This window comes from Geomonas oryzae (assembly GCF_004117875.1).
Taxonomy (GTDB): Bacteria; Desulfobacterota; Desulfuromonadia; order Geobacterales; family Geobacteraceae; genus Geomonas; species Geomonas oryzae.
Map to the genome: position 1 here is coordinate 15498 of NZ_RAHW01000002.1, position 13221 is coordinate 28718.

13 protein-coding genes are annotated in these 13221 nt (G+C 61.1%); 10 read left to right on the forward strand and 3 right to left on the reverse strand.

Features of this window, described 5'->3' with window-relative positions; all coding sequences use genetic code 11:
* Positions 1-13 precede the first annotated feature (13 nt).
* The 7 genes from D6Z24_RS04890 to D6Z24_RS04920 all read left to right on the forward strand — a co-directional run bounded on the left by D6Z24_RS04890 (position 14) and on the right by D6Z24_RS04920 (position 6310).
* Positions 14-1153, forward strand: coding sequence for an ABC transporter substrate-binding protein (locus D6Z24_RS04890; RefSeq protein ID WP_129125447.1), 1140 nt, complete (start codon positions 14-16; stop codon positions 1151-1153).
* Between the two features lie 9 nt (positions 1154-1162).
* On the forward strand, positions 1163-2047 hold the full coding sequence (locus D6Z24_RS04895; protein ID WP_129125448.1) for a branched-chain amino acid ABC transporter permease: 885 nt from the start codon (positions 1163-1165) through the stop codon (positions 2045-2047).
* A gap of 57 nt (positions 2048-2104) precedes the next feature.
* The gene (locus D6Z24_RS04900; RefSeq protein WP_129125449.1) at positions 2105-3070 is read left to right on the forward strand and encodes a branched-chain amino acid ABC transporter permease; all 966 of its coding nucleotides are present in this window, start codon (positions 2105-2107) and stop codon (positions 3068-3070) included.
* Positions 3063-3815: an ABC transporter ATP-binding protein gene (locus D6Z24_RS04905; protein ID WP_129125450.1), complete on the forward strand. Its 753-nt coding sequence runs from the start codon at positions 3063-3065 to the stop codon at positions 3813-3815. The genes D6Z24_RS04900 and D6Z24_RS04905 overlap by 8 nt, the downstream gene beginning before the upstream one ends.
* Positions 3816-3827: 12 nt before the next feature.
* Positions 3828-4571 carry an ABC transporter ATP-binding protein gene (locus D6Z24_RS04910; RefSeq protein ID WP_129125451.1) on the forward strand — a complete coding sequence of 248 codons (744 nt, stop codon included), beginning with the start codon at positions 3828-3830 and terminating at the stop codon, positions 4569-4571.
* Between the two features lie 25 nt (positions 4572-4596).
* On the forward strand, positions 4597-5898 hold the full coding sequence (locus D6Z24_RS04915) for a phenylacetate--CoA ligase family protein (protein ID WP_129125452.1): 1302 nt from the start codon (positions 4597-4599) through the stop codon (positions 5896-5898).
* Between the two features lie 91 nt (positions 5899-5989).
* The gene (locus tag D6Z24_RS04920) at positions 5990-6310 is read left to right on the forward strand and encodes a c-type cytochrome (RefSeq protein WP_129125453.1); all 321 of its coding nucleotides are present in this window, start codon (positions 5990-5992) and stop codon (positions 6308-6310) included.
* A 253-nt stretch (positions 6311-6563) separates the two neighbouring features.
* On the opposite strand, the gene D6Z24_RS04925 is transcribed toward D6Z24_RS04920, so the two are convergent.
* The 3 genes from D6Z24_RS04925 to D6Z24_RS04935 are packed head-to-tail and all read right to left on the reverse strand — an operon-like array spanning position 6564 to position 8589.
* Positions 6564-6938: a pyridoxamine 5'-phosphate oxidase family protein gene (locus D6Z24_RS04925; RefSeq protein ID WP_281275016.1), complete on the reverse strand. Its 375-nt coding sequence runs from the start codon at positions 6936-6938 to the stop codon at positions 6564-6566.
* Between the two features lie 17 nt (positions 6939-6955).
* Positions 6956-7336: a VOC family protein gene (locus tag D6Z24_RS04930; RefSeq protein ID WP_129125454.1), complete on the reverse strand. Its 381-nt coding sequence runs from the start codon at positions 7334-7336 to the stop codon at positions 6956-6958.
* A 50-nt stretch (positions 7337-7386) separates the two neighbouring features.
* Positions 7387-8589, reverse strand: coding sequence for an MFS transporter (locus tag D6Z24_RS04935; protein WP_129125455.1), 1203 nt, complete (start codon positions 8587-8589; stop codon positions 7387-7389).
* 227 nt (positions 8590-8816) lie between these two features.
* On the opposite strand from D6Z24_RS04935, the gene rd reads away from it, so the two are divergent.
* From rd to acnA, 3 genes are read left to right on the forward strand one after another with little or no spacing between them, the layout of a single operon-like run.
* Complete coding sequence (gene rd, locus D6Z24_RS04940; RefSeq protein ID WP_129125456.1) at positions 8817-8975, forward strand: rubredoxin; 159 nt, start codon at positions 8817-8819, stop codon at positions 8973-8975.
* A 13-nt stretch (positions 8976-8988) separates the two neighbouring features.
* Positions 8989-10323 (forward strand): FAD-dependent oxidoreductase, encoded by a 1335-nt coding sequence (locus D6Z24_RS04945; RefSeq protein WP_129125457.1) that lies wholly within the window; start codon positions 8989-8991, stop codon positions 10321-10323.
* Between the two features lie 10 nt (positions 10324-10333).
* Positions 10334-13135: an aconitate hydratase AcnA gene (gene acnA / locus D6Z24_RS04950; RefSeq protein WP_129125458.1), complete on the forward strand. Its 2802-nt coding sequence runs from the start codon at positions 10334-10336 to the stop codon at positions 13133-13135.
* Positions 13136-13221 lie beyond the last annotated feature (86 nt).

Here is a 13221-nt window from a genome sequence, read left to right on the forward strand (position 1 = left end):
GGAGGGAGGATCTGTGAAAAAACTGGTCTCGACTGCTTTTGCTTCGCTTGCGTTGTTTTGTCTGTCCACCGCCGCACTGGCGGCTCCTCCGATCAAGATCGGCGCGCTCTTCGCCGTAACAGGCCCGGCTTCTTTCTTGGGCGAGCCCGAGCGCAACACCGCCCAGATGGTGGTCGACGAGATCAACAAGGCAGGCGGCGTGAAGGGGCGCAAGCTGGAACTGATCACCTACGACACCGGCGGGGACGCCACCAAGGCCGTCCAGCTCGCCAACAAGCTGGTGAAGAACGACCAGGTCGTCGCCATCATCGGCCCGAGCACCACCGGCGACACCATGGCGGTCATCCCGGTCGTCGAGAAGGCCCAGGTGCCGCTCATCTCCTGCTCGGCCGGCATCAAGATCACCGATCCGGTGAAGAAGTGGGTCTTCAAGACCGCCCAGAACGATACCCTCGCCGTCGCGCGCATCTATGAGCAACTGAAGAAGGAGAAAAAGAGCAAGGTCGCCATCCTCACCGTGTCCGACTCCTTCGGCTCCTCTGGGCGCGAGCAGCTTAAGGCGCAGGCCAGGCATTTCGGCATCCAGATCATCTCAGATGACACCTACGGTCCGAAAGACACCGACATGACGCCGCAGCTCACGAAGATCAAGTCGGCCAAGCCGGACGCCATCATCTGCTGGGGCACCAACCCCGGTCCCGCGGTCATCGCGAGGAACGCGAAACAGCTCGGGCTTGCCATTCCGCTCTACATGAGCCACGGCGTATCCTCCAAGAAGTTCATCGAGCTTGCCGGCGATGCGGCCGAGGGGATCAGGCTTCCGTCCGGGAAAGTGCTCGTTGCCGACCTGCTGCCCAAGAGCGACAAGCAGAAGGGTTCCCTGCTCGCCTTCATCAAGGACTACCAGAACCACTACAGGGCGGAAGGCGACCACTTCGGCGGCCACGCGTGGGACGCCATGATGCTTCTGAAAGGTGCCATCGAGAGGGGAGGGGACACCCCCGCCGGGATCCGCAACGCCCTGGAAGCGACCCGCAATTTCGCAGGCATCGGCGGCGTGTTCAGCTACTCCGCCAAGGACCATGCGGGGCTCACCAAGGACGCCTTCACCTTGGTCGAAGTACGTAAGAAAGACTGGGTGCTGGTCAAGTAAAGAGGATTCATGGAGCTTCTAAACCAGGTAACGCAGTTCGTCATATCGGGGCTCGCCACCGGTTCCATCTACGCCCTGATCGGACTGAGCTTCGCCATCATCTTCAACTCGACGGGGATCATCAACTTCGCCCAGGGTGAGTTCGTCATGCTGGGCGGGGTGCTGACCATCTTTTCGCTGAACGTGCTGCAATTACCGCTTGCGGCGGCCATCGTGGCCGCCGTGGCGGTGACCACGGTAATAGGCATCCTCTTCGAACGGCTGGCGATCCGACCGCTCAAGAACGCGACGCCGCTTGCTCTCATCATCATCACCATCGGCGCGAGCATCCTCATCCGCGGCGTGGTCATGCTCCTCTGGGGGAAAGACACCCAGGCACTCCCGGCCTTTTCCGGGACCGACCCCATCACCGTCGCGGGAGCGACGCTTCTGCCGCAGCACCTTTGGATCTTCGGCGTCACCGTGATGGTCATCGTCGGCTGCCGCCTTTTCTTCAACCACACCATCAGCGGCAAGGCGATGCGCGCCTGTTCCTTCAACCGCCGTGCCGCGAACCTCGTCGGCATAAGCGTCGGGCGCATGGTGCTCTTTTCCTTCGTGATCAGCGCGGCGGTCGGCTCGCTGGCGGGGGTCATCATCGCGCCCCTCACCATGACCTCCTACGACGTCGGGGTGATGTTAGGCCTCAAGGGGTTTTGTGCCGCGATCATGGGAGGGATGGGGAGCGGTCTCGGGACGGTGCTCGGCGGGCTGATCCTCGGCACCCTGGAGTCCCTCGGTGCAGGTCTCGTTTCTTCAGGCTACAAGGACGCCATCGCGTTTTTCATCCTGCTCCTGATCCTCTTCATCCGTCCTCAGGGGCTTTTCAAGAAGGGCGAAACCGAGCGGGTGTGACGCTCTCTTTTGAAGCGGTTCCCGTTTTACAAACGACGCTGAACGACAAGGTTTACTTTGAGATCCGACAGAATTAAATTCATCGTTTTCGCTCTTGTAGTGCTGCTGTTACCGCTGCCGTTGTCGGGGGGGTACCTGACCAACGTCCTCATCTTCGTCGGGATCAACGGCGTGCTGGCGCTCGGGCTGAACCTCCTGCTAGGTTACGCCGGGCAGATCTCGCTCGGGCAGGCAGCCTTCTTCGGTTTGGGCGCTTACGGCTCGGGGGTGCTCACCACCCAGTTCGGCTTCAATCCGTGGGTGGCGATGGTCGTGGTGGCCCTGTGCGTCGCCGTTTTCGCCTTCGCCCTCGGCTTCCCGGTGCTGCGCCTGAAAGGGCATTACCTCGCCATGGCGACCCTCGGCGTCGGCGTCATCGCAAACATCGCCTTCAACGAGACCGTCGACCTCACCGGCGGCCCCTCCGGGCTATCCGGCATCCCGAACCTCGCCATCGGCACGCTCACCTTCGACTCGGACCTCAAGAACTACTACCTCGTCTGGTGCTTCGCGCTCGGTATGATCCTTCTCTCGCTGAACCTCGTCAACTCCCGCTTCGGCAGGGCGCTCAGGGCGATCCACGACTCCGAGGTGGCGGCGCGCGTCATGGGGGTGAACGCAAGGCTCATGAAGGTGCAGGTCTTCACGCTCTCCGCGTTCATGTCCGCCATCATGGGGAGCCTCTACTGCCATGTCATGACCTTCATCTCGCCCGCCTCCTTCGGGTTCGGCTTTTCCGTCGAGGTTCTCACCATGGTGGTCATCGGCGGTCTGGGAAGCGTCTACGGCTCAATCCTCGGGGCACTCTTGCTGACCCTGCTCCCGGAGATGCTGCGCGCCTTCCAGGACTACGACATCATCGTGTACGGCCTGCTGCTCGTCACCATGACCATCTACATGCCGGGCGGGCTGGTCCAAGGGATACCCGCACTGTTCAGGCTCATCATGCCGGCGAAGAAAGGCTCGGAGGTGGGCAATGCTTAGCCTGAACGGCATCGGCAAGAGGTTCGGCGGGCTCACCGCTCTCGACGGTATCAGTTTCGAGGTAGGGAAGGGGGCCATCACCGGCATCATCGGCCCCAACGGTGCCGGAAAGACCACCCTTTTCAACGTCGCGACAGGAATTTATCCCCCTTCCTGTGGTGCCGTGCTTTTCGAGGGGAAGGACATCTCCAAACTCCCGCCGGAAGGGCGCGCGCGCCTGGGTCTGGTGCGAACCTTCCAGAACATCGAGCTTTTCGGGAAGATGACCGTTCTCGAGAACGTGATGGTCGGGCTGCACACGCAAAGCGGCTCGGGGCTCTTCGCCTGCTCGTTCAGGATGCCGTGGCAGATGAAGGAGGAGCGCCGCATCCGCGAACGGGCCCTCGAACTGCTCGAGTTCGTCGGCATCCCGGAACTGGCCGATGTGCAGGCGGGAACGCTCTCGTTCGGCAAGGGACGCCTGCTTGAGATTGCACGCGCCATGGCGCTCGAGCCGAAGCTTTTGCTCATGGATGAGCCTGCCGCCGGACTAAACAGCGGCGAGACCGCGGAATTGGGCGATTTGATCAAGCGTATCCGGGACCTGGGCGTAACCGTGGCCCTCGTCGAGCACGACATGGAACTGGTCATGGACATCTGCGACCATCTCGTCGTGCTGAACCTGGGGACCAAGCTGGCGCAGGGGACGCCGCGCGAGATCCAGGACAACAAGGCGGTCATCACGGCTTACCTCGGGGAAGAGTAGGCGAGGACAGAGATGCTTAAGATCAAGAACATAAACGCCTACTACGGCAAGGTGCACGCCCTGAAAAACGTGTCGCTGCACCTGAAGCCGGGCGAGATAGTCACCCTCATAGGCGCGAACGGCGCGGGGAAGACGACGCTTCTCAACACCCTTTCAGGCATCATCCCGACCGCAAGCGGCGAGATCGTGCTGGAGGGGAGGGACGTCGCGGGGCTTTCCGCGGACCGCATCGTTTCTCTAGGGCTTTCGCAGGTGCCCGAGGGGCGCCAGGTTTTCAACCCGCTCACCGTCGAGGAGAACCTCGAGCTCGGCGCTTATCTCCGTTATCGCACGAGGGGCGAGAAGAGTGAGATCGCCGCGGATCTGGAGAAGATGTTCCTGATGTTCCCGAGGCTGAAGGAGCGCAGGCGCCAGGCCGCAGGGACCCTTTCCGGCGGCGAACAGCAGATGCTCGCCATCGGCCGGGCCCTCATGGCGCGTCCGAGGCTATTGCTTTTGGACGAGCCGTCCATGGGGCTCGCACCTCTGGTCGTGCAGGACATCTTCAAGGTCATCGAGCGTCTGAGGGGCGAGGAGGGTACCACCATCCTGCTCGTCGAGCAGAACGCGCGTGCCGCCCTGAAGGTCGCCGATCGCGGTTACGTCCTCGAAACAGGTAAAGTGATTCTTGAAGGAAAGGCGTCCGAGTTACTGGAAAACAAGGATGTCCAGCGCGCCTACCTTGGCCGGGATAAGAAGGAAATTTGGGAGCGTTGATACTGTAATTGAAGAGAGGTTTTACATGCAGATTTGGGATCCCGATTACGAGTGCATGCCGCGAGAAGAAATCGAGCAGCTTCAACTGGAACGGCTCCAGGCTACTCTGAACCGCGTCTACAAGAACGTCACCTGCTACCGCAACAGGTTCAAGGAGATGGGGATCGTCCCCGAGGATGTACGCTCCCTCGCCGACCTTTCGAAACTCCCGTTCACCACCAAAGAAGACCTGCGTCTTAACTACCCGTACGGCATGTTCGCGGTGCCGCTGCGCGAGGTCGTGCGCATCCATTCCTCTAGCGGCACCACCGGCAAGCCGACCGTCGTCGGCTACACGAAGAACGACCTCAAGGTGTGGTCGACCCTGGTCTCGCGGTTCATGACCGCGGCGGGGGTCAACAGCGACGACGTGGTCCAGATCGCCTTCGGCTACGGCCTCTTCACCGGTGCCTTCGGCCTGCACTACGGCTCGGAGATGATCGGCGCCTCGGTCATCCCGATGGGTGCAGGCAACACCGAGAAGCAGATCATGATCATGCAGGACTACCGCACCACCGCGCTCGTTTCCACCCCGAGCTACGCGGTCACCATCGCCGAGCGCATGGAGAAGATGGGCGTCGACCCGAAAAGCCTCACCCTCAAGGTCGGCCTCTTCGGCGGCGAGCCCTGGTCCGAGGCGATGCGCCGCGAGATCGAGGAGCGTCTCGGCATCACCGCCACCGACAACTACGGACTCTCCGAGGTCATCGGCCCGGGTGTCGCCGGCGAGTGTCTCTGCAAGCGCGGCATGCACATCTCGGAGGATCATTTCATCGCCGAGATCATCGATCCCGATACCGGCGCGGTGCTCCCCCCGGGGAGCGTCGGCGAACTCGTGCTCACCTCGCTCACCAAGGAGGCGTTCCCGATGGTGCGCTACCGGACCCGCGACATCACCTCGCTCGACTACGCGAAATGCGATTGCGGCAGGACCTTCGTCCGCATGAAGAAGACCATGGGGCGCTCCGACGACATGCTCATCATCAAGGGGGTGAACGTCTATCCCTCGCAGATCGAGGACGTGCTGTTCGCCATCGAGGGGTGCCAGCCGCACTACCAACTGGTCGTCGACCGCAAGGGGGCGCTGGACACCCTGGAGATCCGCATCGAGGTGACCGAGAACATCTTCTTCGACGAGATGAAGATGCAGAAGGCCTTCCTCGACAAGGTCGAGAAGAAGATCGACTCGGTACTCGGCGTCGGCGCCGTGGTGAAACTGGTCGAGCCGAACAGCATCCCGAGGGCCGAAGGCAAAGCCTCCAGGGTCATTGACAACAGGAAAATCTAGACTAGCATTGATTCCGCTTTTGCCGTCCTAAAGTCACAGCCTTGACCGCTGTGAACTGTTGGGCGCAGGAAAACATCCAAGGAGGAATCAGATGAAGAAAACTATCGTTGCAGTTGTCGCCGTAATGTCTATGTCTGTGATGGTCGCTCCCGCCTTTGCTGCAGCGAAGGTAGACGCGAAGGCGAAATTCGATCAGCACTGTGCCGCCTGCCACCCCAAAGGTGGCAACATCATCAACCCGAAAAAGACGCTCAGCAAGAAGTCCCTTGCCGAAAACGGGGTCAAGTCCGAGAAGGACATCGTCGCGAAGATGCGCAACCCCGGTCCGGGCATGACCAAGTTCGACGCCAAGGCGGTGCCCGATGCCGAGGCCAAGGCCATCGCCAAGTACATCCTCGCCACTTTCAAGTAGTCAGTTTTCACGCAAAAGACGTATTACAAACACCTGTCGGCCCTGGGCCTTCAGGTGTTTTTTTGTGAAAAAATCGGCTGGGTAGGGGAGATGCGGCAAGGTAGTTGATGTCTTTGGGGTGTTTGTACGCACAAAGCAGATCCGCCCTGTCCCCCCTTCGCCAAGGCTACGTGGGGCAGGCTCCCCCTTCGCCAAGGCTACGTGGGGCAGGCTCCCCCTTCGCAAAGGGGGGAACCTGAGGCCTTATGCCGTCTTACAGGGTCTGCTTTGCCGAGGTGATTTTTATCTCGAGAACGGCGCGCGCCCAGGGGAACTGGGCCTTGGTGGAGTCGTAGGTGGCGCCGCTGTCCACCACGGTCCCTTGACCTTCAACGAGAAAACCTGTGCCCGGACCGTGCGTTCCTTCGACTTCACGGGTTCCCAGCGTCATGAGGACCCTCGGGTTCTGCGCCAGGTTGTTTTCCGTGAGGTGCATGTAGCCCACCGGCACAAGAAGCTTGCCGTCGTCGCTGATCCTCAGGTAGCTGTTCCAGGTGTTGACCATGTGGGGGCCTTCGATCCCCTGTGTCACAATCGCCACCACGCCTTCGTGCGCCATCACTTCTTTCATCTTCTCCGGGATCATCATATTTCCTCCTTTGGTGGCTACCACTGTCTCAGTTCGATGGGAAAGCCGTCGCAGTCATGAATTTCGGCCCGTTTGGAAGGCCCAAGTGTCACGGGTCCCCAACTTGGGGTGATGCCTTTGCCGGCAAGATAGGCGAGGGCGGCATCCATGTCCTCCACCTCCAGCGCCATCATCCGGTAACCGGTTCCCCATGGCTCTGCCGCGGTTATCGTCGGGTCCTTGACCCGCATCAGCTCCAGCACGGTATCGCCCAGCGCCAGGTACGCAATTTCCTCCAGCGGCGCAGCTGTCACGGACATCCTTTGTTTAACGGAAAACCCCAGGATGTCCGTGTAAAACGCGATCGAGCGCTCCAAGTCGGTAGGGATTATCTCTATATGATCGATTCGCTTGAACATGATGACCTCTTTATCGGTGTATGTACTTACCGCTTTATCAGTGCAGAAATTCAGTTTGGATTCTCAATGAGTGTAGCATCCTGCGTCTTGCCTGGAACCCGCATCCACTGTGCCGCGATGAGCGAAATGACTCCTAGCACGCTGCCTGCTATGAAAGGGATGCGGTAATCCATCATCCAGAAGTAACCGCCCAGGGCGGGCAGGAAAACGGCTGCTATGTGATTGATGGTGAATCCGACTGACATTGATGACGCGATATCGGCCGGATCGGCCACCTTCTGGAAGTAGGTCCGGATGGCAACGTCGAAATTGTAGAGGATGTTGTCCAGTATGTACATGAACATGACGAGATTTTTCGACGAGGTGAAGGCATAGACGAGGAAGATGACGATGACGCCGCTGTACTCGATGGAGGAGATGGAGCGTTCCCCGAAATGGTTGATCGCCTTGCCGATCTGGGAGTTCAAGACGTAGGCGACCACGTTGTTGACGATGAAAAGAATGGTCATCTCGCGCACGGTGAAGTGGAAGACCTGGACGAGAAGCAGGATGGAGAAGACGACGAAGATCTGACGGCGGGCGCCGGATAGCAGGGTCAGGATGTAAAAGAGCGAGTAGCGGCGCCTCAGGATCATCTTTTTGCGCTGCGGCACGATCCCCGCGTGGGTCGGGTTCTGGAAGAGTCCCCAGATGCCGGCGGCAAGTACGATAGCACCGATGGCCAGGTACATCCCCCGGTACTGAACAACCCCGCTAAGACAGAAGACGATGATGCCGGCTATGACACTCGATACGGCGGCAAGCGCGCGTAACCGCCCGAAGATGAGCGGTGAGACCGCCGTAGAGAAGTACTGCAGCGTGAGGGACTGGTTGGTGGTCTCGTAGTAGTGGAACCCGAAGCTCATCACCACGGTGGTGAAGATGACCCAGCCGTAGGAGGGGATGAGAGCGGTGATCCCGGTGCCGAGCCCCAAAAGCGCGACGGAGAGCGCGGCGAGTTTGTGTTCACGGACCAGCAAAAGCACGAACACTACGAGCAGCGTCAAAAGGCCGGGGATCTCCCGGACCGACTGGGTGATGCCGACCTGGCTGCCGTTCAGGTGCACCATCTCGGCGGCGAAGTTATTGAAAAGGATGGTGTATCCCTGAAGCCCGATGGTGGAAGCGGCGGTAAGCACCACCAGAAAGCGCAGCATCGGGCGCTGCTCGGAGGAAAGCAATGAGGTGTCTAGTTTGCCTGGTGCAGCTTTCATCGGTACTCCAGTGTCGTGATTTTTCGCTGTCGCGCACAATTAACGAGCAGCGCGGTCGGCTATCTTTAGCACCAATAATTCCCGCTGTATATACTGCTCTCTCTAATGATCTGGACGACTTGACATTACTTTGGCGGCGGCTACTTTTTATGGATGTTTTTTCGGCACCCGGATGGGTGAATGACTTAAAACCGGTACAGTAACTCGCGGTGAAAAAGGAGGATGTCATGCAGAAATTTCGTTGCACAGTGTGTGGTTATATCTATGACCCGGAAGTAGGCGACATCGACAGTGGTGTGGCCCCGGGGACTGCCTTTGAAGACATTCCCGAAGACTGGGTCTGTCCTGTCTGCGGCGTAGATAAGAGCATGTTCGAGCCCGCCTAACTTCGGAGTATCCATGAAGACTGTCATCATAGGCGGCATTGCCGCCGGGTTGTCCGCGGCGAGCCAGATCAAGAGGCAGGATCCCGAAGCCGAGGTGGTTGTGCTGGAGAAAAGCGGCGACGTCTCCTACGCGGCCTGCGGCATGCCCTACAACCTGTATTTCAAGGAAAAGCCGGTGGAAAAGCTGTACGCGATGCCCCTCGACACGATCCGGAAGGAGAGGGGGGTGGACTACCGGCTGTATCATGAGGTCACCAGGATCGACGCGTCAGGAAAGAGTGTCGATGTGACCGATCTGAAGAGCGGTCACAGCTACCGTGAAAGTTACGACTTCCTTGTTTATGCGACGGGCAACAAGGCGATCCGCCTGGATTACCCCGGCTTTGACAGCGAAGACGTCTTCTACTTCAGAACTCTGGAAGATACCCGCCGGGCCAAGTCTTTCCTCTATGAGAAACCGCCCGCCAAGGTGCTGCTGATAGGCGCCGGTTACACCAACCTCGAAGTTGCCGACGTCCTCACCAACATGAAACTGAAGCCGGTGATCGTCGAAAAGGCGGCCATGATCCTTCCCTCCTTTTGCGAGGAAGTGCGCGCCAAGGTGATGGAAAAGGCGGCCGAGAAGGGGCTCGAGCTCCTGACCGGGGTGGATATCGAGGAAAAGGCCGGACGTGTGGTCCGCACCTCGGCGGGCGCCTTCGAGGCGGACATGGTCGTAGTCGCCGCAGGTGCGCGCCCGAACACCGCTCTCTTCGCGGCGGCAGGCGGTGAACTCGGCGTCGCGGGCGCGGTGAAGGTGGACCGTTTCCTGCGCACCAACCTGGACGGCGTCTTCTCCGGCGGCGATTGCGCGGAACACTACGTGCGGCAGCTCGGGCGGAATTCCTACTTCCCCCTCGGACCCGCGGCCAACAAGCAGGGGCGCCTTATCGGCCAGAACATCTGCAACCCGGAAAAGATGGCCGAGTTCTGGGGCGTCGACCAGACCGCCGTCTTCAAGTTCTTCGACTACACCGTCGCCACCACCGGCCTTTCGGAGTTGCAGATGCAGACGCTTGGAAAGAACGTGGTCAAGGTGACGGTGGATGCCCCCACGCGCGGCGAGTTCCCCGGCGGCGGCACCATGCGCATCGTCCTTTTCTGCGAGAAGGGAAGCGGCCTCGTGCTCGGGTGCCAGATGGTCGGCGAGGACGTGGTGGCGAAAAGGCTCGACGTGCTCGCGACCGCTATCTACAAGGGTATGACCGTTTTCGAAGTAGCCGAGCTCGACCTTAGTTACTCCCCTCCGTACGCACCGGTTTGGGACCCGGTTCTCGTGGCGGCAAACGTCGCCGTAAAAAAAGTCTGAGGAGACCAGCATGGCCAACAACAGCTACAACACCCTCTCCACGCTCAACGTGGACGGCAAGACCTATCGGTATCACTCGCTGAAGGCTTTCGCGGCCAACTCCGGCATCGACATCTCCAAACTTCCGTACTCCATGAAGATCCTCCTTGAGAACCTTCTGCGCCGCGAAGACGGTGTCGTGGTGAAGAAAGAGGACATCGAGGCGGTCGCCCGCTGGGATGCGAAGGCGGAACCGGACAAGGAGCTGCAGTTCATGCCTGCGCGCATCCTGTTGCAGGATTTCACCGGCGTCCCCGCCGTCGCAGACTTGGCCGCGATGCGCTCGGCGCTGGACCGGCTCGGCGGACGCCCCGCCGACATCAACCCGATGCAGCGCGCCGATCTCGTCATCGACCACTCGGTCCAGGTGGACCAGTACGGCAGCCAGCTCGCCCTCCAGGCAAACTCGGTTCTCGAATTCGAAAGAAACCACGAGCGTTACCAGTTCCTGCGCTGGGGGCAGTCCGCCTTCAGAAACTTCAGCGTCGTCCCCCCGGCGACCGGCATCTGTCACCAGGTGAACCTCGAGTACCTCGCACAGGTGGCCCTTGTTAACACGGTCGACGGAGAGGATTGGGTGCTCCCGGACACCCTGGTGGGGACGGACTCCCACACCACCATGATCAACGGTCTCGGCGTAGTCGGCTGGGGCGTGGGGGGGATCGAGGCCGAGGCGGCCATGCTCGGGCAGCCCTGTTCCATGCTGATCCCGCAGGTGGTCGGCTTCCGGTTGACCGGTTCCCTAAGTCCAGGTGCCACGGCGACCGACCTCGTGCTTACCATCACCCAGATGCTGAGGAAGAAGGGGGTGGTAGGCAAGTTCGTCGAGTTCTACGGCCCCGGCGCCGCTTCGCTCAACATCGCCGACCGCGCGACCATAGGCAACATGGCGCCCGAATACGGCGCCACCATCGGCGTATTCCCGGTGGACGAGCAGACCACGGCATACCTGCAGCTCTCCGGCAGGGGCAAGTTCGTACCGCTCGTGGAGGCGTATTTCCGCGAGCAGGAGTTGTGGCGTTCCTCAGACCGACCCGAGCCTGTCTTCAGCGACACCCTCGAGCTCGACCTCGCCGACGTGGAACCGTCCCTTGCCGGACCGAGCCGCCCGATGGACCGGGTCCGCTTGAAGGAGGTGCGCGGCTCGTTCAGAAAACAGCTCGTCACCCTGAAGCAGCAGGACGCGGCGCACGTCGACAAGGAGACCCTGAACCGCTGGCTCGGCGAAGGGGGCTCGCCGGTCACCGTGGCGCCCGAACTGATGGCCGAGCACCCCGACAAGGCGCTTGGTAACCTGGGACAATGCGTCCCGGTGCGCCAGCCGGACGGAACGAGCTACAACCTCTGTCACGGCTCCATCGTCATCGCGGCCATCACGAGCTGCACCAACACCTCGAACCCGTCGGTCATGATCGGCGCAGGTGTGCTGGCGAGAAACGCGGTGCGCCGCGGGCTCCAGGTGCGCCCCTGGGTGAAGACGAGCCTCGCTCCCGGCTCCAAGGTGGTCACCGATTACCTCGCCGCGGCCGGACTCACCCCGTACCTGGACGCCCTGCGCTTCCACCTGGTGGGGTACGGCTGTACCACCTGCATCGGCAACAGCGGTCCGCTGGCGGACCATATCTCGCGCGCCGTGGTGGAGGGTGACCTCGCCGTCGCGGCGGTGCTTTCCGGCAACCGCAACTTCGAGGGGCGCATCAACGCACACGTCCGGGCCAACTACCTCGCCTCGCCGCCGCTCGTGGTCGCGTACGCGCTGGCGGGCAACATCAACATCGACCTGACCCGCGATCCGCTCGGCACCGACCCGAACGGCATGCCGGTCTACCTGAAGGACATCTGGCCGGATGACAAGGAAGTCGCCCAGCTCGTTCAAAGTTGCGTGCACGCCGAGTCCTTCGCCACCAACTACGCGGACGTCTTCCATGGCGACGACCAGTGGCGCGGGCTCTCCGTCCCGAGCGGCGAGTTGTACCAGTGGCAGCAGGACTCCACCTATATCAAGGAGCCGCCGTTCTTCCTCGATCTGCCGGCGCAACCCGAGTCGATCGCGGACATCAAGGGGGCGCGCTGCCTGGCACTGCTCGGCGATTCCATCACCACCGACCACATTTCACCGGCGGGCTCGATCGGCAAGGGCACTCCGGCAGGACGCTACCTGATGTCGCTCGGCATCGAGCCGAAGGACTTCAACTCCTACGGGGCACGCCGCGGCAACCACGAGGTGATGGTGCGCGGCACCTTCGCGAACACGAGGATCAGGAACGCGCTGGTAGCCGGTGTTGAAGGTGGTGTCACCAGGCATTTCGCCCAAGGGGACGCCACCGGCACTCAGACGTCGATCTTCGAGGCCTCAGAGAAGTACCAGTCCGAAGGGGTTTCGCTGGTCGTCATCGCAGGCAAGGAGTACGGCACCGGCTCTTCCCGCGACTGGGCGGCCAAAGGAACCAAGCTCCTCGGCATCCGCGCGGTCATTGCCGAGAGTTTCGAGAGGATTCACCGCTCGAACCTGGTGGGGATGGGCATTCTGCCGCTGCAGTTCCTTCCGGGTGACAACTACAAGAGCATCGGGCTGGACGGGACCGAGACCTTCGAGATCGCCGGCCTCGACGCACTTGTTCCGGGTCAGGAGGTTGAGGTCGCGTTCTCCAGGGTCGACGGGAGCACCGGGTCCTTCAAGGTCCTAGCCCGCATCGACACCTCCAACGAGCTCGACTATTACCACCACGGCGGCATCCTGCCGTACGTGCTCAGACAGTTCCTCAAGGCGTAATCCGACCGACAAGCGCCCCCTCCCGGCCGCTCTTAACTCCCTCCCCTGGAGGGGGAGGGCTGGGGAGGGGGAGCTTCCCCCCTCCC